Origin of the sequence: Bacillus sp. DJP31 (assembly GCF_049310945.1) — a bacterium.
GTDB lineage: Bacteria > Bacillota > Bacilli > Bacillales > SA4 > Bacillus_BS.
This window is the reverse complement of sequence record NZ_JBMERO010000022.1, coordinates 12,164-38,971: the sequence shown is the minus strand read 5'-3', so window position 1 is coordinate 38,971 and position 26,808 is coordinate 12,164. Positions and strand designations below refer to the sequence as shown.

Sequence of the window (26,808 nt, the reverse complement as noted above, 5' to 3'; positions counted from 1 at the left end):
TCACCCTAGAATTTCAAAGGAGATGGTGACATGGCGACAATCAAAAACTTCTATGCGGGAACAAATTCTAGTCAAGGCTTTTATTCCTTATATGACGATGCTACAAAGGATCTAGAAAGGCTTTATATACTTAAAGGAGGACCTGGTACGGGCAAGTCCACCTTTATGAGGAAGATTGGTTTAGTCATGATTGATAAGGGGTTTAATCTACAGTATCTTCACTGTTCAAGTGATAATAAGTCCATTGATGGGATAATTATACCTGAATTGAAGGTAGGGATTGTAGATGGTACAGCTCCACATATAATTGAACCCAAATATCCTGGAGTTGTTGAAAAGTTAATTGATCTTGGTGCCTATAGAAACGATGCATACTTAGCACAATATAAAAAGAATATTATCTCGATTACAAATGACATCGGAACTAGTTATAAAGCAGCCTATCAAACCATGCAAGAAGCAAAGAATATTCATCTAAAAAAAGAAGAAATCTATATAAGTTCGATGAACTTTGAAAAAGCAAATCATATAACACAAGATCTATTGCGTTCAATCTTTGAGCAACCTTTTGAAAGAGACGCATATCCCATAGTAACAAAAAGGTTCTTCGGCGCGTCTACACCAATGGGTGCTGTAAACTTCATTGATAATATTACAGAAGATATTACGAGAAGATTTGTCATTAAGGGTAGACCTGGAAGTGGAAAGTCGACATTAATGAAAAAAATAGGTAGCCAAGCTGAATCTAGTGGTTTATCAGTTGAATACTACCCATGTGCCTTTGATCCAAATAGTATCGATATGGTTATTATTCCATCCTTAAGTGTGGCAGTTGTTGATGGCACAGCACCACATGTTGTAGATCCTTTTCGTTTAAATGATGTTGTTGTTGATATGTTTAAGTTATGCATGGATACAAGTGTGGAAGAAGTTCATAAAGAGCGACTCAGTGAATTAAATATATCTTATCGTAATAAAATGGCACTCGCGACAAATTTCCTAAGTGAAGCCAAACGTCTCCATGACCGACTTGAAGAATACTATATTCAATCCATGGACTTTGAAAAAGTGGATAAAAAAAGGGAAGAAGTTCTACAAGAGGTTCAATATTTAGCAACTGTAAGTAAATAATCAGAGCTCATTTTAATCGTAATTTCCAAAATTTTCGAGATGTAGATTTAACCGTAATGAGTTATAATAAAGAGGCACAGCAACTTTATAAATTCTCCAAAAAACGTTGGCTTCCCATTTTACGGGAGGCTTTTTTTATAGGCATACCTTTAAGTTTTGTACCTGACTCCTACTGCTGCTCACGTGTGAACTTAAGGATTCTATTTACTCTTTTGTACTCTACCATTATAGCGTGATATAAAACACGGTTGAATATTTTAGCGGAATTTGGTAAAAGTAATGATACTTTGTTGTATTAAAAGGAGGGATTTTATGCCGAAAATTGCCTCCGTTGGTGTTTGTGTACCCCCTAACCCTGTCACACAAGCAACAACTGTGGAATTTGCTCGTGAACTTTTCCAAGACTCGTTTAAGGATATGTCGAGATTATTAACCGTTTTTGAAAATGGAGAAATCCAGAAGCGTAATTTTGCGAAGGATATAAATTGGTTTAAGGATGATCATACGTTTGAAGAAAAAAATCAAGCATACATTGAGCATGCGGTTGAATTTGGTGTAGAGTCTGTTAAACAGTGCCTTTCAAATAAGGAGTACTTAGAAAAAAAAGTGCGCTATGATGAAATTGAAGCCATTTTCTTTATTTCTACTTCTGGACTTTCTACTCCTACAATTGATGCGAAAATAATGAACCACTTGCCTTTTTCTCCTCATACAAAACGAATTCCGATATGGGGTCTAGGTTGTGCGGGTGGTGCATCAGGCTTATCAAGGGCATTTGAATATTGTCTTGCCTACCCCTCCTCAAAAGTACTTGTTGTAGCTGTTGAGCTCTGTAGCTTAACTTTCCAAAAAAATGACCGTTCAAAAAGCAACCTAATTGGTACATCTTTATTTGGTGATGGTGTCGCGACTTTACTTGTTATGGGCGACAACGCAACCATTCACAGAAGCAAAAAACATGAATACATACCATCCATTATAGATACACAATCAACTCTAATGCCCCACTCTGAGGATGTTATGGGCTGGGATATAAAAAACGAGGGCCTGTATGTCATCTTTTCAAAGGATATTCCAACCATTATCACAGATTGGCTAAAACCTAATGTAGAGAAATTTCTTCACAAGCATCAATTATCATTGCAGGATGTTGAGCACTTTATCGCACATCCTGGTGGGAAAAAGGTTATTGAGGCTTATGAAAAATCGTTAGGCTTTAGTAAGGCCAAGACTGAAATTTCTCGAAAGGTTCTACAAGAACATGGTAACATGTCGTCTGCGACTGTGTATTATGTCTTAGATGAGTTTATGAAGTGTGATCAACAAGCGGGTGAATTCGGATTAATTGCTGCCTTGGGTCCGGGATTTAGTTCTGAACTACTGCTAGTGAAATGGGGGATTTAGATTGATCTTTTATCTAGTATTCACTTTAATCATACTTCAGAGGCTATGTGAATTAAAGGTCGCATCGAAAAATGAACGATGGATGAAGGAAAAAGGTGGGTATGAGGTTGGAGAAGAACATTATTCCTTGATGGTTCTTATGCATTCAGCCTTCTTCATCACACTTCTACTTGAGGTTCTTATTTTAGATAAAGAGTTAACTTCGTTTTGGCCATTCTTAGCAATCTTGTTTTTAGTCACGCAAGCAATGAGGGTATGGGCATTACTTTCTCTAGGTAAGTACTGGAACACAAAAATCATCGTTCTTCCAAACACCACAATTGTAAAAAAAGGTCCATATAAATACTTACGGCATCCTAACTATGTCATTGTTATAGTAGAAATACTGTTAATCCCTTTATTATTTCAAGCATATTGGACAGCTGCCATATTCTCTATATTAAACGCGTGGATGCTATCCGTTCGAATTCCACTTGAAGAAAAGGCCTTAATGGCAGAAACAGATTATCAAGAGAAGTTTGCAAAGATTTCACGATTCTCTCCCATACCTTTAAAAAAATGTAACGACTAGAGTGTACTTTCTAGTCTTTTCTGCATTTCAGGGTTATTTTTATAGGAAAATATCGACTTATACAGTAAAATAAATAATTAGAAAATGCTATTGGGAGTTTAAAAGGGGATTAAACGACATGAGTCAAATTATAGCACCAATTGAAAAGGTAATGTCTGAGGGCAACTTACTGATAAATTTAACAGGTCTTTTTCTTGAGTTTGAAAAAGCAGGAGATCTTGGACAGTCAAAGAAAGTAAAACAACTCATAAAAAAATTAAATGATCGTGAATATAGCATTGGATTTTGTGGACACTTCTCAGCAGGGAAATCAAGTATGATTAATGAACTAGTGGGAGCTGAGATTTTACCTTCTAGTCCGATACCGACTAGTGCGAATTTAGTAAAGGTTCAGTCCTCAGATGACGTTGCACGTGTATTCTTATTTAATGGTGAAGTCGTAGAGTTTCCTTCCCCTTACAATATAGAACAGATTAAGAAGTTTTGTATGAATGGTCAAGAGGTAGAGTGGATTGAAATCGGAACAAAATCGTCTAAAGTACCAACTGGGGTTACCATTTTAGACACTCCTGGTATTGATTCTGTTGACGATGCTCACCGGATATCAACGGAATCTGCTCTTCATTTAGCAGACATCATTTTTTACATGATGGATTATAATCATGTTCAATCAGAAATAAGCTTTCAATTTACGAAAAAACTACAAGAGATGAAGAAGCCTCTTTACTTGATTATAAATCAGATAGATAAACACCAAGAGACAGAGCTTTCATTTCATGAATTTCAAGAAGGAGTTCTTCATGCTTTTCATAATTGGGGAGTAAAGCCAGATGGGATTTTTTATACGAGCTTAAAAGTACAGGAGCATCCTGACAACCAATTATCTGACTTGAAATCTTTCTTATCCTTTGCTTGGGGAGGACGAGATGAGGCCCTCATTAAAGGCATTTTCGATTCCGCTCAAACATTAATTCTTGACCATTTAAATTGGGTTAAAGAATACAACATGGAAAAAGTTGAACAATGGGAACAACACCTTTCTAGCTTAAGTTCAATTGAAAGAGTAGAAGTACCAACTAAAATTGAATCTTTAAAAACAAAGATCTCATTACAAACGTCACTAGTCACTGAGCAAAAGTTTATTTTTAAACAGGATCTAACTAAACTGTTAGATAATGCCTACTTAATGCCGTTTGAAACAAGGGAGCTCGCACAAAGATTTTTAGAGAGTGAGCAGCCAGATTTCAAAGTAGGATTTATTTTCTCTAAGCAAAAAACGGATAAAGAAAAAGAGGATAGACTTCAAGCGTTTTACCAGGATTTAATGGGTAAAGTAAATTCACAAATCAATTGGCACGTGGGTGAGTTGCTTACTAAGTTTTGTAAACATAATCAATTGCCAGAAACATTATTAAATGATGTGTATGAGTTTAAAGTAATGCTTGAACCGTCTGATATCCGTGAAACTGTAAAAAAAGGTGCAAAGGCTACCGGAGATGCTCTTCTTAATTTTACAAATGATCTTGCTTTTGAATGTAAGAGGAAATACCGAGTAGTGGCTTTAGAAATAATGGAGAATTGGCTAAAGGTTCTAGATGGTGCAAACAGTAATGTAATTAAAGGCTTAGAGAATGAATTAGGGAAGTATGAGAAATACAAAGTCACTATCCAACAACTTAATGAGAGCGGAGAAATTCTTAAGTCCAGCAATCTTATATTGATGAAGCTGCTTAATGAAGGACCTATAGAGAATGTTGAGATTGTGAAAGAATCTATCTTAAAATCTTTTCTATATGAACCTAAACCTCCAAGTGCTGTTTTTATGAAGTCCGATGAGGGTAACAATTCGGCACCGGATGAAGAAGTTGTTTTAGTGCAAGAACTAAAACACAAAGATAAAGTGAATTCTGCGGATATGGTCAAGAAGATTCATTCTGTTACAGAGTCACTTCAACATGTGAAGGGCTTACAGACAGTCGTGCAACAGCTAAAAGAAAAAGGAGCACGATTGGCGAATCAGTCCTTTACAATTGCATTATTCGGTGCATTCAGTGCAGGGAAATCATCCTTTGCAAATGCCCTGATGGGGACAAAGCTGTTACCTGTTTCTCCTAATCCGACAACTGCAACGATTAACAAAATTAAACCTGTAACAGCTGAATTTCCTCATGGAACAGTAAGAGTTCAGGTGAAGGATGTTCAACAACTAGAGATTGATTTAGAGGTTTCACTGAAACACTTTCATCTATCCTTCACAACGATAGAAGAGGCATTAAACCATATCCAAACCGTGCTAAAACTTGAACAAGTGGAGCCGAGACAAAAACCCCATTATAGCTTTTTAAAGGCTGTTCAATTAGGCTATGAGCAAATGAGAGATCATTTTGGGCGGATTCTGTTTGTTGATTTAGACCAGTTTGGGGATTTTGTCGCTAATGAAGAAAAGTCTTGCTTTGTTGAGTGGATCGAAGTTTTCTATGATTGTGATCTAACAAGACAAGGGATTACACTTGTTGATACACCAGGTGCGGACTCTATAAATGCGAGACATACAGGAGTTGCGTTCGAATATATAAAAAACGCAGATGCCATACTTTTTGTAACATACTATAACCATGCATTTTCTAAAGCTGACCGTGAGTTCTTGATCCAGTTGGGTCGTGTGAAAGATATCTTTGAGCTCGATAAGATGTTCTTTTTAATAAACGCAGCAGATCTTGCTTCGTCAAAAGAGGAGCTACAGCTTGTTCAATCTTATGTGAGTACACAATTATTATCCTATGGAATTAGAAAGCCACGTTTATTCCCAATTTCAAGTCTACTTGCGCTGAAAGAAAAGCAAGGTATGACTGTCCCAAATCAAACGGTGATGGAAGACTCCGGAATATCTACTTTTGAAGAAAGTTTTGAAGACTTTATTCAACATGAGCTAATCGAGATGACCGTAACATCTGCCAGATTAGATTTGAAAAGGGTACATGGTGTATTAAATGAATATATCCAAACAGCTTTAATTGGGAATGAAGAAAAAGAGAATCGCAGGAACCAATTACACCTGGTAAAAAATGAGATTCTTACCCGAATTGAATCAACTGAGCTTGAGCCTTCCAAAAAAGCTTTAGAGAAGGAGATTAAGGAATTACTCTTTTATGTTAAACAACGTATGTTTTTACGATTTACGGGTATGTTTAATGAGTCATTCCATCCGTCTGTTCTCTCTGATGAGAATCAGAGCATAAAAGTAGCCCTTAAAGGTTGTCTAGATGAACTTACTGAATCTGTAGCATTTGATCTTTCTCAAGAGCTGAGGGCAACGAGTGTTAGAATTGAAGATTTCATAAAAAAACAGTTATTCTCTATCCATATGACGACATATACAGAAGCAAGAAAGATTCATGAGTCGTTACAACTCACATATATACAACCACCTAACATGGATTTACTTGATTTTAGTAGTATTACCCAAGATTTAGACCAACTTTCCATTAGTAAGCCTTTAGCTTTGTTTAAGAATACGAAAACATTTTTCGAAAACAACGGAAAGAAGAAAATGAGAGATGATCTAGAGTTCCTTCTTCAAGAACCGGTTGGCTTATACTTGGAGAAAAACAGGATGAAATTGACCGATTACTATGCGGTGCTCTTTTCGAGTCAAGTTCAGGGTTGGAAACGATCATCTTGCTCTGAAGTCGACTATTATTTTGAAGGATTGTTTGATATCCTTTCAGAAAAAATGGATATTAATGAGCTTAAAAATATCGAAACACAAGTATCAGAAATGGTATGAGGAATAGGGGGAGATTCCAATAAACCACCAATCATTTCATGCATGTGCTACCTGTATCCATTATGAGGTGGTGAAAACTCAAAAGCGTACTGTCTACAAATGCTCGAGATTAGGGTTTGAAACCAAACCTACCCATCAATTCAATTGTTGGGATCCATTGGAGCAAGTGAAAAAGCTTATGGAAAAAAGAGGTTTTTTAAAGAAAGGGGAATCATTATGAATGTTCATGAAGCGATTACAAAGCATTCTTCAAAGCAACATCAAATCCTAAAGGATTTCTTACAACTAGACCATCAGCGCGAGTTGTATATTGAAGAAGCTGTGTCATTATGTAAACAAAAAGTAGAGTTCTCAACAGAGAAAATTAATATTATTACAAAGGAAATTAATGAACTAGCTAAACAAGGAGTTGTTCCTCAAAGAAAGCTGGTAACAATTGAAATGGTAAAGGATTATGCATTCAAACTAGGGAAGACAAAGTAATGTCCCACATAAAATCCTTCGACTGGATATCAGAGCATATAAACGATGAAAATGTACGAATTGTGGACTGCCGCTTTCAGCTTAACGATGCTACTGCTGGGGAAGTTGCTTATCGAACAGTACATCTGCCAAATTCGGCTTATATGAGTTTAGAGAAAGATCTCGCTAGTCCTGCCTTGCATCATGGTGGGAGGCATCCCCTCCCAGATATTGAAATCCTCTCCGAGAAACTTTCGAGTATAGGTATAGACGAGAAAGTAACTGTTGTTGTCTATGATGACCAAAACGGAGCCATGGCTTCAAGATTATGGTGGATCCTTCGCTACCTAGGTCATGAAAAAGTTTTTGTGATGAATGGTTCATATTCAACATGGGAGCAAAAGGGCTTTCAGGTTGATTCGACCATTCCTACCTTTCAAAGAAGAATGTTCAAACCCCGCATTCATTCAGACATGCTAGTAACAGTTGATGAAGTAAGGGCTTGTTTAAACAATCCGAATTTTACTTTGATTGATTCTAGAGAAGCAAAGAGATACAAGGGACTAGAGGAACCAATCGATAGTATCGCAGGTCACATTCCAGGAGCTCTAAATCTTTTCTGGCTGGATAATAGTAACCATGAAGGTACATGGAACGAACAAAAACTTCAAAAAAAGAGATTGGATCACTTACCCAAGGATCAGTCAATCATCGTTTACTGTGGTTCAGGTGTAACGGCATGCCCAAACGTTCTAGCCTTGAAGGAAGCGGGCTTTAAGGATGTTTTGCTTTATGCAGGTAGTTGGAGTGATTGGATTTCTTACGAGGATAACCCAATCGCAAAAGAGTAGGTCCTTATCTTTAATGATAAGGGTTTTTTATATGTTCATCTAGAAGGTCCAACATAAAAAAAGTTCTTCTTGCAGATACTACATTGGTGATTAAATAAAAGGAGTTGATCTACTACAGTGGGAAGAACAAAAAATGCGAATGCAAATGCACAAAGAAATGATAACGTGAAAAAAGACAACGATACTGAATTTGCTTCATATGCAGAAGTTGAAGCTGATAAAGCAAACTCAAAAAAGAAAAAATAATAAAGGTAATGTAACTCCTACAGTGTTTGTGAAGCTGTTACTTGTGTAGTAAATGAACGGCACATGTGGGTGATACTGAATATTGTTGGTAAGGCCCTGTCGCAAAAAAAATGTAGACAGGGTCTTTTTTATGAAAGAACAAGTGGTAGAACTCCTGAAAAACTCTCTCCTTTTTACGGAGTATTCTGTTAAAATAGTTGTATGTAAAGAAATAGGAGGGAAATTGTGGCAAGTTATACGATTACAAAAAAGAAGAAATTTGATGTGACAGGTTATTTAATCATGATTTCCTTCATTTTATTTCTTTCGTGTATATTTTTACCATTTATAGCTATTTACACCTATCAAGATATTTTCATTAAAAATGTTGAAGCATGGTTTTTCGGAACACCACCCCTTACATACTTACTGTTTGCTGGAGCTTTGATCTGGTTTTCAGTCGTAATTATTATTTTTCTAGTCTATAGAAGCAAAAGACAAATGGAGGAGAGAAAAATTCAAATATTTCCCTTCCTGCTTCTTTTAATACCAGGAGTCCTTATCATTCCGTTAACCTTAAACCATTACTTTTATTTAAATGATGAAGGAATTCACTTTACGACTTTGACAGAACTAAAGGTCAGGCATCATAAGTGGGAAGAAGTAGTTGAAGCAAAGCAGCATCAGACAATTAAAAATGGTGTTATGGTCGAAGGAAACCTTGAATTCACTTTCCAAAACGGGGAAATATTTTATCTTCCTATCACGAGAGAGGTTCAACTAAATAAAAGACGAATTTATGATGCACTTAGAGATATAAATGTTGAATTAGTTCGTGTTCTCCCAGGTGAAAGCTAGACGTCTAATAAGGCGTCTTTTTCTTGTGTGCCAGGCTTTGGATGGTACAGGTACAATCAAATTACCTAAATTTAAATTAGTCAAAATCAAGCAACATCGTGAAATTCCTTCTTAATATACAATCAAATCTTGCACCATATCTATAAATTCTTCAGGGAAGTACACTATTTCTATTCTTACAGAGTACGAGAAGGGAATTGAAAGCAAGGAAATTAAAAAAGTTGTTGGTTTAGATTTTGCGATGGATGGGTTGTTTGTTGATAGTGAGGGTGAGAAAGCCAATTACCCAAGAAGCCCCCACTTCAAGCAACCCTTAAGGGTGGTAAGTGATGGGAGTAGTTCACTTGATACAACGAGGAAGTCGGGATAAGTGTTCCGAGAAGGGAAAAAATAAAACTAATTTAATTTCCCTCTACTCGATTCCATAAATCATCTCTGATTGGTATCCGTTTAAGTTCGCCTATTATGATATAATAGACAAGCATTAGAAAGTTAAGGAGTGCTGATATGGAAGAATTGAAAAAATCCATCCTACTTGTAGATGGAATGGCCTTATTATTCAGAGCGTTTTACGCAACTGCCGTTAATAATTATTTTATGATAAATAGTAAAGGAATTCCGACAAATGGTGTTCACGGATTTGTAAAGCACTTATTTACGGCTGTGGAGCATTTCAATCCTAGTCATGTCATATGTTGCTGGGATATGGGGAGTAAGACATTTAGAAGTGAACAATTCCCAGAATATAAAGCCAATCGATCTGCGGCACCAATTGAACTTGTTCCTCAATTTGACCTTGTTAAGACAGTCGTGGAGGCCCTTAATATTCCCAATATTGGGCTAAAGGGTTTTGAGGCAGATGATTGCATTGGAACTCTTGTAAAGCAATATAGTGATGAATTTTCTGTGGTTATTCTAACTGGGGACCAAGATATTCTTCAATTACTTACAGAAAATGTTTCGGTTGCCATTATTAGAAAAGGTTATGGGAATTATGATGTGTACCAGCCTGCCAGACTATTAGAGGAGAAGGGGATTACACCAGATCAAATGATAGATCTAAAAGCTCTTATGGGTGATCCTAGTGATAATTATCCTGGTGTCAAAGGAATCGGAGAAAAAACAGCGATAAAGCTTTTATTACAGTTTGGATCAGTTGAGGGTATTTTGGAAAATATGTCTAACCTATCTAATTCCCATCGTAGTAAAATTGAGCAGAGCATAGACATGCTCCATTTGTCTCATAAGCTTGCGCGCATCCATTGTGAGGTTCCAATTGAATGCGCAATAGAGAAAGCTTTGCTACAAATAAATAAAGAACACGCACGAAACAAATTTAACGAATTAGAATTTAAAGGATTGGATCAATTACTAGGATAGATTGGGAATTCCCAATCTACTTTGTATTTGATTTTTTAGCTGCTTCCTCAAGCTTACTTTTGGGCTCTGGTGTAGGAATATCATCAGCAAATCCTTGGGGATTCACACCATGTGCTGCCATCCCACGATTATTTTCTTTCTTTGCCATTTTACAATCACCTCCATCCCTATTGTTTGACTTACATATAACAATTATGTAAATGACGAATAGTTTCTCCCCTCTATTTAAAAAATAAGGTAGAGGTGAAAGAGATGAATAAAGGAATGGTAACGGCTGTTGCAACAATTGGATTAGCTCAGTTCTTGAAAATACCGCTAAAGAAGATAAAAACGGGAGAATGGGACTGGGGAACCTTCATGGAAACAGGAGGGATGCCTAGTTCACATTCTGCGGGTGTGACATCATTGGCTACTTTTATTGCTTTAAAGAGAGGGATCCCAACTGTAGACTTCGCCCTAGCTTCCATTTTCGGATTAATTGTCATGTACGATGCTCAAGGGATACGAAGACAAACAGGAGAGCTTACATTAGTGGTAAACGATATTGATGAAGAGCTAGAACATATTCAGGGTCAAACCGATTTTCATTTTCATGATCGAAAAGAAAGAAAATTAAAGGAAATGCTCGGTCACCAGCCTGAAGAGGTATTGGGTGGAGCCATATTAGGAGTTCTTTCAGGTACGATTAGTCATTTCTTAACAAAGAAATAATAGTCAATATCGTATTTTTTCTGTATCATGACTAAAGGTAGCTTTATTTTAAGGATGGGGAAAAGTGTGACAACAAACGCTGTAAAAACAGTAGATGAGTACGTGCAATTTTTAACAGATAAAGGGTTTCATTTTGGTGAGGAAGAACTAGGCTTTATCTCGTTTGGGCAAAGGTACTCTGCAACAAGTGACGACCAAGTTATTGCGGCAATTGAAATCACTCTGAAGGCTCAACGCCATTTTGATGGAAGTTATTTTGTTGCCTTACTCGAACAACTTAAAGGTGAGAATATCACGAATCGAAAAGATTCATTTCAGTATGCTAAACAAAAAGGAATCCTGAGGGATTAACAAAAAACCCACTTACTTAAAGTGGGTTTTTTTGAGATATAGTCTGGATTGTTAGCTTTTTTACTTTTAGTTCTGAAAGAATCATGCCAATGAAAATAAGAGCACAACCGACAATAGGTATGTAGCCTAAACGTTCATCCGCCCAAAAGTAAGCAGTAATCGCTGCAAAAACGGGTTCTGTTGCAAAAATTAAAGCAACCCGAGTTGGTGTGGTATATTGCTGTAGTTTCGTTTGAGCTAAGAATGCGAAGGCTGTTGCCAAAATTGATGTGACGAGTAAGGCAATCAAAACATCTTTTTCAGAAAGTGTCTCTATATTGAAGGCTAGGCTCCAGTCCTCAAAAACAAGGGCTGAAACACTTGAAGCTATTGCAACACCGATAATTTGGCCTAGAGTAAGCAGCAATGCCGGAAACTCATTTGTATATTTTCCAATTAAAACAATATGCATGGCAAAAGCTACTGCGCAGCCTAAAACGAAAAGATCGCCAATATTTAAGGAGATAGAATCACCAACAGTTAACAGAAATAACCCAATAACAGCAATGATGGATCCTATAATGGCTAAAGGACGGAGATTTTGTTTTAGTAAGAAATAAGCTAATAACGGAACTAACACAACACTAAGCCCCGTAATAAATCCTGCTTTGGATGAGGTCGTATAAAGCAAACCCATTGTCTGGAGTGCATAACCAAAAAATAAACTCATTCCAATGAAAAATCCAGCTACTAGAAATTTTCGATTAAGTGATTGAAGCTGTTCACGTTTGAATAGTAAGAACCATATGGAAAGTATAATAGCGGCAAGAGTAAAACGTATGGCATTAAACGTAAATGGATCTAAAAAAGATAGGGCTTGCTGTACTAATACAAAAGTTGCTCCCCAAATAAAAGCCACAAATAATAAAATAAAGTCGGCGAATAATCGTTTATCCATCTTAATCCCTTTCCTACTTTGACCCTTCATTTTGTCGAATGGCAAGTCTGGCTAATTCATCTGCAATCTTGTTTTGACTGCTAGGAATCCATTTGATGAAGAATAAGTCAAAACTTTTAGTTAGTTTTATTGCTCGTTCTAAAAGCGGAATATATTGTTTGTTCTTGACATATTCTTTTTCTATTGTTTGATCAACAAGCTGTGAATCCGTTCTGAAGGAAACAGTGGTAAACTTTTTTTCGATACAAATCTCTAAAGCTTTAATCAGAGAGTAATATTCGGCCTCGTGATTGGTCATAATTCCAAGTGGTATGGAGTATCTATCTATGTTTCCATTTCCTTTGATATAGACTCCCGCACCAGATGGGCCGGGATTACCTGCACTTGCTCCATCAATGTAAACTTCAATCAAGTGAGAACCTCCTTAAAGTTATGGACGTATGAAACATACTATAACATTGATTAAGTTTACCGGAAAGCGTTATTGCAAAGGAAACTGAGAATAATGAATAAGCCATTAAAAGTAAGGGAAAATGAAGATACTGATCTTTTTGGAGGATGAATGAATGTGGATGTTTGGATTGAATGGACATACAAAACAACCAAAAATTTAGAGGTAACATTAACCACTGAAACGATACCGGCTATTAAGGCTTTGCTTATTTCCAATGATTTCTTAAAGACTGGGCGAACCAAGGATTTAGTGTTTTATGATGAACAACATATAATGTGGACAAAGAAAGAATTTGAAAAGCTATTAGCAGAAGTGGAAGAAGAGCCGCATAATATTTTAGTTTTTTTTGATGGAGGATATGATATAGACTCGAAAAAAGCAGGTGCTGGAGTCGTCATATACTATTCAAGAAACAATAAAGATTTTCGAATTCGAGAGAATAAAGTGCTACAGCAATTAGATTCAAATAATGAAGCTGAGTATGCGGCCTTTTGGCAGGCAGTTCTTAGACTGGAAGAGTTAGGAGTCCAAAATATGAGTGTTCAGTTTAAAGGGGACTCTCAAGTTGTATTAAATCAATTATCAGGGGACTGGCCATGCTTTGAGGATGAATTTACAAAATGGTTAGATCGGATTGAAGATAAAATAAAGCATCTGGGTATAAGGCCAAAATTCACACCCATTTCAAGAAAAGAAAATAAAGAAGCGGACCAACTGGCAAGTCAGGCCTTAGAAGGTACCATGGTGACCAGTCATCTGAATCTAACTGAATAAAAGGGGACGATGATTGTGGAGCAAAAGAGGGTACTACTCGAGGTCAGTAACTTATTAGACACTTTCTGCGAGAATTGTTTTGTTAATGGCCATTTCAAAAAGGAACATGGTAAATGCTTTGCTCAAACCTTCTGTATTAAAGAATGTACAGTTGGCCAACAGTTAAAAGAGTACGGAAAGCTGTTATCATAGAAAAAAGGGAGTATAGATTCCCTTTTTATTGGTTCGCTTCATTTAGTTGTTGTTCACTTTGAGCGAGAAGTGTTTGTTGTCCTTGTAGAAACTCTTCATCAACGCCTGTTTGGCTGCTAACAGCCTGTGCTAATTGTTGTCTTGCAACTTGTAAAGCTTCTTTTGCTTCTTCTAATTGTTCAGGATCCATACTCATCGTGGCTGTTCCAACCATCTTTTGTGCCGCATGAACTGACATTTCAACCTGTTTAATATCATTAAATGGCTCAGACATTTAAAAACTCCCCTTTCAATCTTTCAACTATAGAGTGACCCAATTAGGTCGAACTATACATACAAATTATTGATAGTACTCACTGCAAAGATGCTCGGAATACTCCATTTCCATCAAACATAGAATGAAGGAAACATTGAAGATTTGGGAGTGTTCTTAATGTACCTTACCTCAATTAACGATAAACAAGTAGTCATCCGATTTTCATTATTATACAAGAAAAGGGACGTATCGAAAGAAGAACAAATTATCCATGCTTTACTAGATCTAGGTGAAAGTCTACTATCTTATGTAAGTGAATGTATTGCCGTATCCGATGGCAGTGATGGCTTAATTATTGTTTATGTGCAGGATGGGGAGGTTTTAGACGTCCAAATTCAGCAAGTAGTGCCATCTAAGAATATAATTAATTAAATAGGTTCTATTAAGCCCGGTCGTGGTGATTTGGAACATATGAGATTAATTAAAAGGACGAAAATAATCGTCCATTTTTTATAATATCAGAATTTATATGAGCTAGTGCATCTGAATCCGGCTCCAGCGCCCTGCCCCTCGAGGTCAAATAACCTGAAGTAAATAAAAGGAAAGATCACCCTTTTTTTGCTTCAGGACATTTGCTATGCCTGGTCTGAACAGGCGCTTGCGCTTTTCTTAGAGAGTTTTTTTAAAAAATAAGATATGCTTTCTTACATAGAGCCGACCAGAGATTTAATCAAACTAATTTTGCTTATTTGTTTTACTCTTTTGATTGCGTTTGTTTCCTTTACTATTGTCGCCGGGAATTTGTTCAGAAGAGAATTCCTCTAATTGGTTGCCACTTTGCGGGGAGTTTTGGTTGTTGCTCCCTTTGTTAGGTCGTTTCGTCATGACAGAGTTCCTCCTAAATAATAGTAACAATCTACACTATTATTTGCGACAACTATTATTTTCATGTATTAGGTATAATAAGATGATAGAAAAATCATACATAGAGTGGGTGATTCAACATGTCGCAATGGCACAAAGAAGCAGAGAAAAAATGGGACGAGCGGGCAGATTTTTGGAATCAAAATAGTCAGGAAATGTGGGATCATGGAAGTCGTAGTACCATTATTCCTTTTTTTCAAAAGCATATTGAACCACCATGTACAGTTTTAGATGCTGGTTGTGGGGATGGATATGGAGCATTTAAGCTTAGTGAGCAAGGCTATCAAGTAATAGGTGTCGATCTTTCTAAACAGATGGTGAAAATAGCCAAGAAGCGTGAGACAGGGAAGTCGTTACAGTTCATACAAGGTGATTTAACCAAACTACCATTTCAGGACGAAGAATTTGAGGCGATTATGGCCATAAATTCCTTAGAATGGACAGAAGATCCACTTTCAGTTCTTAAGGAGTTGAGTAGGCTTTTAAAAGAGAAGGGATACTTATGTATCGGTCTACTTGGACCAACTGCTGTGCCAAGAAAAAATAGCTTTCAGCGATTATATGGTGAAAGAGTTGTTTGTAATACGATGATGCCCTGGGAGCTAGAACAGTTAGCTACTGAAAATGGATATACAGTTATTGATGGGCTAGGGGTATATAAGAGAGAAGTCAAACCGACAACTCTGAGTGGGCTTCCATCTGAATTAAAGCAAGCTTTAACATTTATGTGGGTTAGTATTCTTCAAAAAAAAAGCTCCTAGAACAGGAGCTTTTTACATTGATTTTTGTAAAGACAATTTCTTCTCAATTTGATCTGTCTGGTGAAACCAACCTGTAAACGAAGACTGAATGATTAAATCCTTGTTCAATTGAACAACAGCCATTAAAGGGTAGTGGTTTTTAGATCTAAAGCGCAAGTCAAACCAACGTACCTCGTATCCATGGGGCTTAGTGATGACCAGTGGATGAGCATAATTAGTGCTAGACAAGAAATTCTGTACGTTTTCATCCTGCCTTGCCTTTTTGAGAATGTCAGTATCTTCTACTAGCTTTTGAAACGTATGCTTTAGTTCGATTCTTTTATTCTTTAATGAACCTACATAGTAATGTGTATCATTTTCGATAATAAATCCCCAATTGATCCATGACATAGAGGGGATTAACTTTATCTGGCCTATTTTCCCACTATGCAGACTTATAAAGTTGAGGGTTCGCTTCATACTAAAATATCTTTCTAGTAAATAAATAGATATAAGTCCGTATATAAGTAGAAAACAAATTCCTGGGTGAAAACCGTTATACCACAAGATAAAGCCAACAATATGAGATCCCGTGATAAAAGGATCAAAAAGTGGGATACAATTTAAGGCAAGCCATTCTTTTGAAATAGGTCTACCAGCTTGTGTCCCATACACATTAAAAATATCAAATAGAACATGAAGAATGACGGCTAAAAATGTCCATATAAATAGATGAAAAAAGCTAACATTCTGATGAAACATCCAAATTATACTTGAAAGGGCAAGAGCCCAAAGCGGTAGAGCAGGGAGTGAGTGAGATAATCCACGATGGTGGCGGAAATAAGCACTATTACCTTTAACCTTATATACAAAATCAAAATCAGGTGCATTTGAACCAATGACAGTACCTAGTAAAACTGCACTAGCAAGCTCTGGAGAAGCTGCTATGGAAGGATCTATATAAGCTAAACCAGCTAAACCAAAACCCATCGTGATATGGGTACTCGTATCCATTCTGGCACCCTCCATGTGTATGATTTAATCTATTAAACTAGAAAATGATTAATATACGACAGACTGAACAATCTGTCTTTTGGTGTACATTTTGCTTTCTAATAAAATATCCTCAATAATGGACTGGGATGAATTCTCTTTATGGATTTGTTTCATTTGACTTTTCATAGCAACAAGCTTTTGTTCGTTCTTTAATAAATCGGTAACTTCAGTTATAACATCCTCAGGACGATTTGCGATAATAGCTGCCCCTTTACTTTGGAAAAACTGGGCATTCTCTTTTTCTTGCCCTGGAATAGGTTTATATAGTACAACAGGCAGACCAATGGCTGAGGCTTCACTTAACGTAATTCCCCCAGGTTTTGTAACCATGCATGATGAAATACGGAAGAGTTCATCAACTCGTTCAACATAACCAAATACATGTAAACGATCTGGATAAGCTGATGCGATACCATGAAGTTCTTCTCTCAATGTTTCATTCTTACCACAAACAACAGCTACTTGTATTTTTTCATCCTTTAGTAAGCTTTGGCAATGCTCAACCGTGTTCTTTAATACACCATGTGCTCCTGCCATTAGAAGTACAACTTTTTTAGTAGGATTAATTCCATACTTTTTAAAAAGGACAGAAGGCTGAATGGATTCTTCAAAAGATTCTCTAATTGGAATTCCTGTAACATGAATTCTAAATGAAGGGACTCCTTGGGCAACCATTTTCTTTTTTAATTCTTCTGTTGCTACATAATATTTATCAATTTCACTATGAATCCAAATACGGTGCAAACAAAAATCAGTCAAGACATTAAAGGTTGGGATCACAATTCCGGTTTTTTTTCTAAATTCTGGCACGACGATCATCGGAAACGTGTTTATGATAATATCAGGCTTTTCTTTGTCAATAATATAAGATAATCTTCTTTTGCCAAAGTTTTTGTACCAGCTTGCTACTTTCTTATCATGGATTTTTTCCACACCGTAGTAAAACATGCGATAAAATTGCGGGCCAATTGTAAAGCTCTTTAAATAAAGATATTGTGTAATGTCTGTTATAATAGGATGAGATTCTGCAAATAGATCACAAACGATGACATCATTAATGCCTTTTTCTTTACATTTATTTTCTAATGATTTTGCAACTTGAATATGACCGTTTCCATATCTAGCCGTTAAAATTAAGATTTTAGGACGCTTAGCCACTAAGTTCACTCCTAACATTTCTTGGATATGCACATTTGCATTTCCAGTACACTATAAAATTATCATATAATTGTAATGGAAATATGAATGGACAATGAAAAATTATTAAGTTAAAGATAATTTTATGTAGATATTATTAAAGATTCTATTAACAATACTTTCAATTCATGATTTCATTATAGAAATATTTAGAACTTTCGGCAATTGTTTTTGGAAATAAATATAAGAAGCGAGGGATTTTGATGAAAAAAGACTTATCCGATATTGAAATAGCCCAAGATGCCCAGTTAAATCAAATTTATGAAATAGCAGAGGGTATTGGTGTTCTTCAAGAGGAACTAGAACCATATGGTCATTACAAAGGAAAGATTAGTCTAAACATAATGAACCGACTTAAAGACAAAAAGGATGGTCACATTGTACTTGTTACATCTATTAATCCTACCACGGCAGGTGAGGGGAAATCTACTGTTACTGTTGGACTTGGACAAGCCTTAAATAAATTAGGGAAAAAAGCGATTGTTGCTATGAGGGAACCTTCGCTTGGACCTACAATGGGTATCAAAGGTGGTGCGACGGGTGGAGGATTTTCACAGGTTGTTCCCATGGAAGACATAAACCTTCATTTTACTGGGGATATTCATGCTATAACAGCAGCGAACAATGCGCTAGCGGCCTTTATCGATAACCATATCCATCAAGGGAATCAATTAAACATTGACCCTAGAAGGATCACATGGAAGCGTGTTGTTGATCTAAACGATCGCGCTTTAAGACAGGTCATTGTAGGACTTGGTGGTCCGACGCAGGGAGTTCCCCGTGAGGATGGCTTTGATATAACCGTTGCATCAGAAATTATGGCTGTGCTTTGTTTATCCACAGATCTTCATGACTTGAAACATAGACTCGGGGAAATCGTCTTCGGGTATAGCCATGAGAAGAAGCCACTCACAGTAAAGAGATTAGGTTTTGAAGGAGCACTTGCCATGCTTCTTAAAGATGCTCTAAAGCCCAATTTAGTTCAGACCTTAGAAAATACACCTGCGCTCATCCATGGTGGTCCATTTGCCAATATTGCTCATGGGTGCAATAGCGTGCTTGCAACAAAAATGGCAGCTAAATTAGGTGATTATGTCGTAACGGAGTCTGGATTTGGTGCTGATTTAGGAGCTGAAAAGTTTTTACATATTAAATGTCGCTCAGCAAATATAAAACCTAGCGTGGTCGTCATTGTTGCTACAATTAGAGCCTTGAAGCTGCATGGAGGGCAACCAAAAAATGAACTTAAGGAAGAAAATGTGTCAGCACTTCAAAAGGGTATATTGAATTTGGAGAAACACATAGAGACGATCCAAGCTTTTGGCTTACCATTTGTTGTGGCCATCAATCGTTTCATTTCAGATAGCGATGAGGAAATCAATTGGTTACAGCAGTGGTGTAACGAGAAACAAGTCAGAGTATCTCTTACGGAGGTATGGGAAAAGGGCGGTAAAGGGGGCCTTGATCTAGGAGAGAAGGTCTTGGCTGCTATCAAAGAGGACCGCAATGAATTTGCCTTTTTATATGAGATAAACCATAGTATTGAGGAAAAAATTACGACCATTGCTACTCGTGTTTACGGTGCCAAAAACGTTGAATTCAGTGCAACTGCAAAAAAGCAGTTGATTCAATTTGACAAAGAAGGATGGGGGAATCTGCCGGTTTGTATGGCCAAAACTCAGTATTCTTTATCGGATGATCCTACTAAGCTTGGTCGCCCAGAAGACTTCACAGTAACAATTCGGGAGCTTAAGGCTTCCATTGGAGCAGGCTTTATCGTGGCCTTGACAGGTTCAGTTATGACAATGCCCGGCTTACCGAAGGAACCAGCAGCACTAAATATGAACGTGGATGATGACGGAAAAATAGTCGGATTGTTTTAGAGGTAAAGAAATTTACGTGTAAAGGTGGGCTGAAATTTGTTTGATCCTACAATTTTTGATAATTTAAAAGTAGTCATTGAAGGCGCCGTGTATGATCAAGACCTAGAAGGTCGTTTAAATGTGATTGATAGAAGTGATAGGATTGATCTTGCCATTATGTCTAGGAAATTCTATCTATTTTTTCAGCTCCCTAATCAAACTCGTTCAACATGTAGGTGGGAACTTACCTCTACATTGGATCAGCTATCAAATGAGATATTAGCTAAATCGGATCTAACAGGGCAAGGATGTTCAACGAACGTTGAGTTTACTGTTAAAGTCCCGCAAGAAGAACATCTGTTGCAAATGATTCAAACGATCATGGATAATGTATGGGGAGACCGTAATAAGGAGTACACCCTATTATCACCTTACCCATTACTGAAGGACGTTCAATTTAAGGTAAAGATAACTTTTGATCGTGTCATATATGAAGAAGATATTGATGATCTTTTGTTGATGTTCAGTTTTATGGAAGATACACTTAAGTTGCTACAACAAAATGGTTACTAACAAACTAGGAGAATGCAAATGGAACACATGGATCAATTTCACCCTTATATAAAAGAGGCATGGGAAAAGGCTGGTTTTACTACCCTTACAGATGTGCAAAAAAAAGCCATACCTACCATGCTAGAAAATAAAGATGTCATCGTTGAATCACCGCCAGGAACAGGTAAGACCCTTGGCTATTTAGTTCCTATTTTTCAATCACTGAATGAAAGCTTGAAAAGTCCACAGGCTGTCGTAGTTGCACCTACAAAAGAACTAGTCATGCAAATTCATGAAGAGGCGACAAGGTTTCTTAAGGATAGTCCCTTTTCATCCGCCTCATTTATTGGGGGAGCGGACCTTAAACGTCAACTCGAAAAGTTTAAAAAGCACCCTCAAATTATTATTGGTACGCCACATCGTATAGTTGAGCTTATTGAATTAAAAAAACTTAAAATGCATGAGGTAAAAACAGTTGTTCTCGATGAGGCAGATCAGCTCATAAGTTCAGGAGTGACAAAGGAAGTGGATCGAATCATTCAATCCACTTTAAGAGATCGACATCTAGTGGCTTTTTCAGCTACTATTCCTGACAATACAAGTAAGCTGCTAGAAAAGCTTATGAAAGAGCCCGTCAAAATCAGGATTGAAACCTCTTTTGAGTTAAAGGAGAAAATTAAGCAAGTTTATATAGTGTGTGAACGAAGAGAGAAGATTGACTTCTTACGTAAGATTTTATATACAGAACCAAATGTAAAGGCGATTGCTTTTATTAATGATGCCTTTCATTTAGAGGCACTAGCCGAGAAGATGAAGTACAAAAAAATTGAGGCGGGTGTCTTATTTAGTCAATCCACTCAAGCTGAACGGGAAGCAACGATAAAGAAATTCAGAATAGGGAAATATCAACTCCTATTGGCAACAGATGTAGCCTCTAGAGGACTAGACATTGAAGGTGTTACTCATGTCATTCACTTAGATATTCCTGAATCCATTGATCAATTCGTCCACAGATCAGGTCGAACAGGCCGTATGGGAGCTTCTGGAACCGTCGTTTCCATCGTTACTGCTAACGAAGAGAAATCGTTACTAGCCTTTGATAGAAAATTAACTCTTTCCCTAGAAAAGATGACTCTTCATAATGGTGAATGGACCGATAAAAAACCAAAGCCTGTGAAGCAAAAGATAAAGTCACCTCAAAAACATTCAAAAAAGAGTTAAAAATAGCTAAGTTGGAATCCAATGATTTAAAGTGGAGGTAGGAAGGGGTTGCGTCATGTCAGTGTATCAGTTCTCGGCCATGAATATAAAGGGTGAAGAGGTTTCTTTAAGTCAGTATGAAGGTAACGTTTTATTGATTGTTAATACTGCCAGTAATTGCGGGTTTACGCCTCAATTTAATGAGTTGCAACAGCTATTTGACCTTTACAAGGATCAGGGTTTAACTATCCTAGGATTCCCATGTAATCAGTTCATGAATCAGGATCCTGGAACAAATCAGGATATACAAGAGTTTTGCCAGCTGAATTATGGGGTGACTTTCCCGATGTTCGAAAAGGTTGATGTAAATGGAGAGAGCGCACATCCGCTTTTTCAATTCTTATCCGCTCAAGAAAAAGGTTTTCTTGGATTAAAGTCCATTAAATGGAATTTCACCAAATTTCTCATTAATAAAAAAGGAAAAGTGGAGGGACGATTCGCTCCAGCAACCAGTCCATTATCTATAAAAAAACAAATTGAAAACCTACTTCACCAGTAAAAAAGAGGCCAAAACGGTCTCTTTTTTTCTGTAATAAATTCTGAAAATTCCTTTACATTAAAGATAAACCTCCTTTATAGTGGAGGTGTGGTTATTTAACCATATTTTTCTAGTAATCGATACGACTATGGATTTCTAAAACCATTCTAAAAAGGAGGAGATGCAAAATGATTAACACAAGTGTTAAAAACGAATCTATGAAAATTGAAGGGGATAGGAAGATTGAAACGTAGAAAAGAGATCATAACGGAGGTCAAAATGGAACAGACAAGCAAGAAAATTGAAATCGTTGAGTATCACGAAGGGCTGGCTGGCGGAGTTGCTGAGATGTGGAATCTTAGTCGAGAGGGATGGGGCGGAGATTCCCATGTTACGACCGAGGAAAAGGTCCGAACGCAGGAAGCGAACTCTAGTAATCTAAACCTCTATTTAGCTATGGACGGGGAAAAAGTGGTCGGGTATTGTGGATTATGCGAATATAGAGAAGATTCCGGAGCACTTTACATCCCATTATTAAATGTGAGAACAGATTATCACGGGTTGAAGATTGGAAAGCTACTTGTTCTAAAGGCTTTAGAGCGGACCGTGGAATTAGGGTGGCCAAGACTGGATCTTTACACATGGCCAGGTAACACAAAGGCTGTTCCTCTATACAAGAAGTGCGGCTTTTTCTGGGAGGATCGTGATGATGTCACTCATTTGATGAACTTTATGCCAACCGTTTTAAATACGGAGGCTGTCCAAGATTTTTTCCAGCGTACAAATTGGTATGATGCTAGTACTAGAGTGATAGAAGTAGCACCAGATGGTCGAAAAGAAAACGAATTTGCTTATTATGAATACAAGTGGGAAAACGATCAGGACTTTTTACGTATGGAATTTGAACGGACAGGAAGAGGCTTGCGTCTAATTGAGACGAATGATTATCTCCTATCAGCTGAAGTGGAGGATTTTAAGCTGGTGTGTGATTCTAGCTATACCGTTCGGTACTTTGTTAAAAACAAAACGGGTAAGGCACTAAACATTGATTTTCAAGGGGAAAACCATAAACTTGTCGAGTTTCCTTATCAGCAGTCTATACAAGTGGAAGGGGAATCAATTGTGGAAGCTACTTTTAGTCTGAAGGGACTAGATGAGGAGCAAAGTAACTGGAGAACCCATCCTTCTGTAAAAACGAATCTTACGATCAATGGTAAAAAGGCTGCATTCTCAATGGGAATTTTGCCAAAACTACCTGCTAAGGTAACGGCTGTGGTACCTGGGTCACAATGCTATTTAGATGTGCCTGCAACATTCTATATAAATATGGAGAACAATTTTGACGAGGGTGCCTGCTTTACTTTCCATTTACCACAGAATGAAATTCTTACTTTAGATAAAAGTAGCTTTGAGATGTTCATTCCGGAAAAAGGTAAAGTATCCATTCCGATTACCTACAAGCTAATTAAATTTGGTTTCTACGAACCTTTGATTTCATTTAGAGTTGTAAAAGAATCCGGGGAAATTCTTCATTTTAAAAAACAACTCGGTATGGGCTTTAAAGGAATCGGAGCAAAATTCCATGGTGAATGTGATGACTATTGGCATGTTTATAATGGTTTATATCACTTGTATTTGAGAAAGTTTGATAATGAACTTGTTGCAGGAAGGAAAACAAAGGATACGCAGAAAACCATTGGTCTCTTCCCTAAGCTTGGTAAGCCCTATTCAAGTGAATTCTCAAAGAGAAAACCGAAATCTGTTCAATACGAAAATCAAGAAGGGGCAATGGTTTTAAACGCTACTTACGTATCAAATGATTTTCCGAATACTGAGCTTGTAAGTGTTTCAAAGCTTTATGCAGAAGGATTGCTTGAGCAGTCGTACATCGTCAGAAATAACGGTAGCAGTGAAACAGATCAACCTATTTGGGTGTATCAACCCATCTATCATGAACTCTATAAACCAGTTTTTGCCTCAAATAACCAAGTAGTAGAGCTAAATGAACAAGCAAGTGCAGAATACGGACTATGGGACAGTAAGGATTTAACTGAGAACTGGTTGTTTTCTAGACATTCTCCATATGCACATGGTATTTGCTGGCCAAAAAGCTCTAAGGTTAGCTTTGAAACCTGGTATATGTACGTAGAGCATGAGCTTGGCATCCTACCCTCGGGAACTGAATTCAAGACAGACCCCGTTTACCTATCTTTTGGCGCATACCAATCATGGGAAGAATTTAGAGATTTTGCCAATAAGAGAAAAATGGATAGAGTAGCTACAGCAGAGGATTTAATGTTAACCGCTTTAGCTGTAAATGATCAGGAAATAGAAATAAGTTTACAAGATAAGAAGTCTAGTTTTTTTCAAGGAACGGTTGAATTGTCAAATGAACAGGAAAAGGTTCTATGTAACTCCTATTCATTACAAGACGAGGTTAGAAAGTCATCAGCTATTGTTCAAAAAGCCGTGTCGCCACTTTCATTTGCTCTTGCGAATTATGAAATTAACGGGACTCAATCTTCAAAGCGGACGCTAGTTTTTAATCCTAGTAAGGACGAAATTACTATTCAGAAGGAATATAAAGATGGGCATGAAGAATGGAAAGCTTCTAACGGTCATTTGTCTATTGCTGCTGCTGAATCTTTTTATCCTGCCCTATTTTCTTTATCAGCTTTTGGAAAGGAATGGCTGCATTCATCATTCCCGAATTTACAACCGAAGTCGTGGTGGAATCCATGGAGTGGAGGAATCCGTACAAGCTTCGAAGGAATCAACCATAAATCCTTTGCAAAAGAGAAGTCGACTGTTTCTGAGGCCGTTCTAATCGACTCATTCAAAAAAGAGTGGAAAGGAATCAAGATCTCCACAATCTTTGCGGAAAATGAAGAATATAAAGGTCTTGGAATGGAACAATATTATGTCATGCTACCTGGTGTTCCGATTGTTGCATATGCCACGAAGTTTATACAAAACACTGGAGCCTATCTTCATTATAAAAAATGGTATTCAGAATGTGCTTTTATGCCAGGAGAAACAATGGATCAAGGCTGGATTAAGAGTAATGGAGAAAAAGAGAGGTATGTCGCTGGCAAGACGGAGTTTGCGTCAAGTCTTTGTGACCATGTGTTAGTTGGATCAACCAAAGATGAGCATATTCTCCAAATTGTGGCGGATCGAGAAGCTCTGGAAATCGAATCATATGTCAACAAAGAGGTTCAGTCAATGTCCATTTGGAGAGAGCTTCACTTAGCGGATGGTAAAGAGTGGCTATCATCACCCACTTTCTTTGTTGCTCTTGATACGATAGTAACGAAAGACGAAGTGAAACAGCTACAAAGGATCACGTTTAATGAGGGATAAAATGAAGATTATAGATGCACATATTCATTATTCAGATATAAGAAGCTTCCATGATACCGCACAGGACATTTCAAAGGTTGATTATTCTTTTGAGGGTATTCAAAAGGAGTTTAAGGAAAATAATGTGGTCCTAGGAATTGCCATGGGGGTTACAGAAACAGATGGGGAGGGGTTTCCAGACTCCGCTTCCCTGTCCCCTATGGGGATTGATTTATCAAGTGAGATACCAAAAAATATTGTTTATGCTGCAGGGATTAATCCTTTTAAGCTTGATAAGGGATCTTTGGAAGCGTTGAAAAACGACCTTGATAAGCCAGAGTGTGTAGGAATAAAAATCTATTTAGGCTATTATCCATTCTACGCATATGACGAGGTGTATGAGCCTGTCTATAAAGTAGCAAAGGAATATGGGGTTCCTGTTGTTTTTCATACAGGAGATACCTATTCTGAGCGTGGTAGACTTCGTTTCTCCCACCCTTTGGCCATTGATGAAGTGGCAGTCAAGCATCGGGATATGAAAATTATGATGGCTCATTTCGGGGATCCTTGGGTTTTAGACGGAGCAGAGGTTGTCTATAAAAACAGCAATGTTTTCGCTGATTTATCAGGATTAGTTGTCGGAGCGAATGGGGACATAAGACGCCTGCAGCAATCAAGGTTTTTCGACCACCTCCTTCATGCATTGACCTTCACGAACAATTACGAGAAGTTTTTGTTTGGCACGGATTGGCCATTAACCCCAATTAAGCCTTACATTGAATTTATTCGAGAAATTATACCAGTAGAATACCATCAGGATGTATTCTTTAACACCGCAGTAAAGGTATTTCCCAAAATCAAACCATTTTTAAGATAAGCGTGGTGAAGGTGCGAGAGTGATCTCGTGCTTTTTTTGTTTAACAAATTAGTATAGCACATATTCAAACTTTTCGTATTGGGAAAATAGGTGGGGAAAAGGACCTCTAATCGCATGTTTTTGACCCCAATTATACCAATACTCAAAATATTCAAACTCTGTTACAGTAAGAAGTA

28 protein-coding genes and 1 pseudogene are annotated in these 26,808 nt (G+C 37.3%); 22 read left to right on the top strand and 7 right to left on the bottom strand.

Going from position 1 to position 26,808, the window contains the following annotated elements; all coding sequences use genetic code 11:
* The first annotated feature begins 30 nt into the window (after positions 1-30).
* The 10 genes and pseudogenes from ACOI1C_RS17135 to ACOI1C_RS17090 all read left to right on the top strand — a co-directional run bounded on the left by ACOI1C_RS17135 (position 31) and on the right by ACOI1C_RS17090 (position 10,669).
* Positions 31-1,131 carry a PRK06851 family protein gene (locus ACOI1C_RS17135; protein WP_422511818.1) on the top strand — a complete coding sequence of 367 codons (1,101 nt, stop codon included), beginning with the start codon at positions 31-33 and terminating at the stop codon, positions 1,129-1,131.
* A 312-nt stretch (positions 1,132-1,443) separates the two neighbouring features.
* A complete protein-coding gene (locus ACOI1C_RS17130; RefSeq protein ID WP_422511817.1) occupies positions 1,444-2,535 on the top strand; it encodes a type III polyketide synthase in 1,092 nt (363 codons plus the stop codon).
* Between the two features lies 1 nt (position 2,536).
* Positions 2,537-3,106, top strand: a complete 570-nt coding sequence (locus ACOI1C_RS17125) for an isoprenylcysteine carboxyl methyltransferase family protein (RefSeq protein ID WP_422511816.1) — start codon at positions 2,537-2,539, stop codon at positions 3,104-3,106.
* 118 nt (positions 3,107-3,224) lie between these two features.
* Positions 3,225-6,893, top strand: coding sequence for a dynamin family protein (locus tag ACOI1C_RS17120; protein ID WP_422511815.1), 3,669 nt, complete (start codon positions 3,225-3,227; stop codon positions 6,891-6,893).
* Positions 6,894-7,109: 216 nt separating this feature from the next.
* Positions 7,110-7,376, top strand: a complete 267-nt coding sequence (locus ACOI1C_RS17115) for a YpbS family protein (RefSeq protein WP_422511814.1) — start codon at positions 7,110-7,112, stop codon at positions 7,374-7,376.
* Positions 7,376-8,206, top strand: a complete 831-nt coding sequence (locus ACOI1C_RS17110) for a sulfurtransferase (RefSeq protein ID WP_422511813.1) — start codon at positions 7,376-7,378, stop codon at positions 8,204-8,206. The genes ACOI1C_RS17115 and ACOI1C_RS17110 overlap by 1 nt, the downstream gene beginning before the upstream one ends.
* A gap of 117 nt (positions 8,207-8,323) precedes the next feature.
* Positions 8,324-8,452, top strand: a complete 129-nt coding sequence (locus tag ACOI1C_RS17105; RefSeq protein WP_422511812.1) for a hypothetical protein — start codon at positions 8,324-8,326, stop codon at positions 8,450-8,452.
* A 225-nt stretch (positions 8,453-8,677) separates the two neighbouring features.
* A complete protein-coding gene (locus ACOI1C_RS17100; protein ID WP_422511811.1) occupies positions 8,678-9,289 on the top strand; it encodes a hypothetical protein in 612 nt (203 codons plus the stop codon).
* Between the two features lie 7 nt (positions 9,290-9,296).
* Positions 9,297-9,581 (top strand): annotated as a pseudogene (locus ACOI1C_RS17095) (hypothetical protein); the annotation flags it as partial.
* 215 nt (positions 9,582-9,796) lie between these two features.
* On the top strand, positions 9,797-10,669 hold the full coding sequence (locus tag ACOI1C_RS17090) for a 5'-3' exonuclease (RefSeq protein WP_422511810.1): 873 nt from the start codon (positions 9,797-9,799) through the stop codon (positions 10,667-10,669).
* A 16-nt stretch (positions 10,670-10,685) separates the two neighbouring features.
* Here the strand turns inward: ACOI1C_RS17090 and sspL are convergent, their stop codons facing one another.
* Positions 10,686-10,817, bottom strand: a complete 132-nt coding sequence (sspL, locus tag ACOI1C_RS17085; protein WP_422511809.1) for a small, acid-soluble spore protein L — start codon at positions 10,815-10,817, stop codon at positions 10,686-10,688.
* 104 nt (positions 10,818-10,921) lie between these two features.
* Between sspL and ACOI1C_RS17080 the strand changes: the two genes are divergently transcribed.
* Complete coding sequence (locus ACOI1C_RS17080; RefSeq protein WP_422511808.1) at positions 10,922-11,380, top strand: divergent PAP2 family protein; 459 nt, start codon at positions 10,922-10,924, stop codon at positions 11,378-11,380.
* Between the two features lie 66 nt (positions 11,381-11,446).
* Complete coding sequence (locus ACOI1C_RS17075; protein WP_422511807.1) at positions 11,447-11,731, top strand: DUF6123 family protein; 285 nt, start codon at positions 11,447-11,449, stop codon at positions 11,729-11,731.
* Between the two features lie 16 nt (positions 11,732-11,747).
* On the opposite strand, the gene ACOI1C_RS17070 is transcribed toward ACOI1C_RS17075, so the two are convergent.
* Together ACOI1C_RS17070 and ACOI1C_RS17065 are read right to left on the bottom strand one after the other, a co-directional pair.
* Positions 11,748-12,668, bottom strand: a complete 921-nt coding sequence (locus ACOI1C_RS17070) for a DMT family transporter (RefSeq protein WP_422511806.1) — start codon at positions 12,666-12,668, stop codon at positions 11,748-11,750.
* 13 nt (positions 12,669-12,681) lie between these two features.
* Positions 12,682-13,080, bottom strand: a complete 399-nt coding sequence (locus ACOI1C_RS17065; protein WP_422511805.1) for a reverse transcriptase-like protein — start codon at positions 13,078-13,080, stop codon at positions 12,682-12,684.
* Between the two features lie 156 nt (positions 13,081-13,236).
* On the opposite strand from ACOI1C_RS17065, the gene ACOI1C_RS17060 reads away from it, so the two are divergent.
* Positions 13,237-13,896 (top strand): ribonuclease H family protein, encoded by a 660-nt coding sequence (locus ACOI1C_RS17060; protein ID WP_422511833.1) that lies wholly within the window; start codon positions 13,237-13,239, stop codon positions 13,894-13,896.
* A gap of 9 nt (positions 13,897-13,905) precedes the next feature.
* Complete coding sequence (locus tag ACOI1C_RS17055) at positions 13,906-14,088, top strand: zinc-finger domain-containing protein (RefSeq protein WP_422511804.1); 183 nt, start codon at positions 13,906-13,908, stop codon at positions 14,086-14,088.
* Between the two features lie 25 nt (positions 14,089-14,113).
* Here the strand turns inward: ACOI1C_RS17055 and ACOI1C_RS17050 are convergent, their stop codons facing one another.
* Positions 14,114-14,362, bottom strand: a complete 249-nt coding sequence (locus ACOI1C_RS17050) for a DUF2564 family protein (RefSeq protein WP_422511803.1) — start codon at positions 14,360-14,362, stop codon at positions 14,114-14,116.
* A gap of 159 nt (positions 14,363-14,521) precedes the next feature.
* Here ACOI1C_RS17050 and ACOI1C_RS17045 point away from each other — a divergent pair, with 159 nt between their 5' ends.
* Positions 14,522-14,776, top strand: a complete 255-nt coding sequence (locus ACOI1C_RS17045; RefSeq protein ID WP_422511802.1) for a hypothetical protein — start codon at positions 14,522-14,524, stop codon at positions 14,774-14,776.
* A gap of 303 nt (positions 14,777-15,079) precedes the next feature.
* On the opposite strand, the gene ACOI1C_RS17040 is transcribed toward ACOI1C_RS17045, so the two are convergent.
* A complete protein-coding gene (locus ACOI1C_RS17040) occupies positions 15,080-15,229 on the bottom strand; it encodes a hypothetical protein (protein ID WP_422511801.1) in 150 nt (49 codons plus the stop codon).
* Between the two features lie 119 nt (positions 15,230-15,348).
* On the opposite strand from ACOI1C_RS17040, the gene ACOI1C_RS17035 reads away from it, so the two are divergent.
* The gene (locus ACOI1C_RS17035; RefSeq protein ID WP_422511800.1) at positions 15,349-16,029 is read left to right on the top strand and encodes a class I SAM-dependent methyltransferase; all 681 of its coding nucleotides are present in this window, start codon (positions 15,349-15,351) and stop codon (positions 16,027-16,029) included.
* Between the two features lie 12 nt (positions 16,030-16,041).
* Here ACOI1C_RS17035 and ACOI1C_RS17030 read toward each other — a convergent pair whose 3' ends face one another.
* The gene (locus ACOI1C_RS17030) at positions 16,042-17,022 is read right to left on the bottom strand and encodes a metal-dependent hydrolase (protein WP_422511799.1); all 981 of its coding nucleotides are present in this window, start codon (positions 17,020-17,022) and stop codon (positions 16,042-16,044) included.
* Positions 17,023-17,070: 48 nt separating this feature from the next.
* Positions 17,071-18,222, bottom strand: a complete 1,152-nt coding sequence (locus tag ACOI1C_RS17025; protein ID WP_422511798.1) for a diglucosyl diacylglycerol synthase — start codon at positions 18,220-18,222, stop codon at positions 17,071-17,073.
* A 242-nt stretch (positions 18,223-18,464) separates the two neighbouring features.
* On the opposite strand from ACOI1C_RS17025, the gene ACOI1C_RS17020 reads away from it, so the two are divergent.
* The 6 genes from ACOI1C_RS17020 to ACOI1C_RS16995 all read left to right on the top strand — a co-directional run bounded on the left by ACOI1C_RS17020 (position 18,465) and on the right by ACOI1C_RS16995 (position 26,632).
* Positions 18,465-20,144 (top strand): formate--tetrahydrofolate ligase, encoded by a 1,680-nt coding sequence (locus ACOI1C_RS17020; RefSeq protein WP_422511797.1) that lies wholly within the window; start codon positions 18,465-18,467, stop codon positions 20,142-20,144.
* 36 nt (positions 20,145-20,180) lie between these two features.
* The gene (locus tag ACOI1C_RS17015; protein ID WP_422511796.1) at positions 20,181-20,696 is read left to right on the top strand and encodes a hypothetical protein; all 516 of its coding nucleotides are present in this window, start codon (positions 20,181-20,183) and stop codon (positions 20,694-20,696) included.
* Between the two features lie 27 nt (positions 20,697-20,723).
* A complete protein-coding gene (locus ACOI1C_RS17010; RefSeq protein ID WP_422511832.1) occupies positions 20,724-21,896 on the top strand; it encodes a DEAD/DEAH box helicase in 1,173 nt (390 codons plus the stop codon).
* 55 nt (positions 21,897-21,951) lie between these two features.
* Complete coding sequence (locus ACOI1C_RS17005; RefSeq protein WP_422511795.1) at positions 21,952-22,434, top strand: glutathione peroxidase; 483 nt, start codon at positions 21,952-21,954, stop codon at positions 22,432-22,434.
* Positions 22,435-22,656: 222 nt separating this feature from the next.
* Complete coding sequence (locus ACOI1C_RS17000; protein ID WP_422511794.1) at positions 22,657-25,776, top strand: GNAT family N-acetyltransferase; 3,120 nt, start codon at positions 22,657-22,659, stop codon at positions 25,774-25,776.
* Position 25,777: 1 nt separating this feature from the next.
* Complete coding sequence (locus ACOI1C_RS16995) at positions 25,778-26,632, top strand: amidohydrolase family protein (protein WP_422511793.1); 855 nt, start codon at positions 25,778-25,780, stop codon at positions 26,630-26,632.
* Positions 26,633-26,808: the final 176 nt, after the last annotated feature.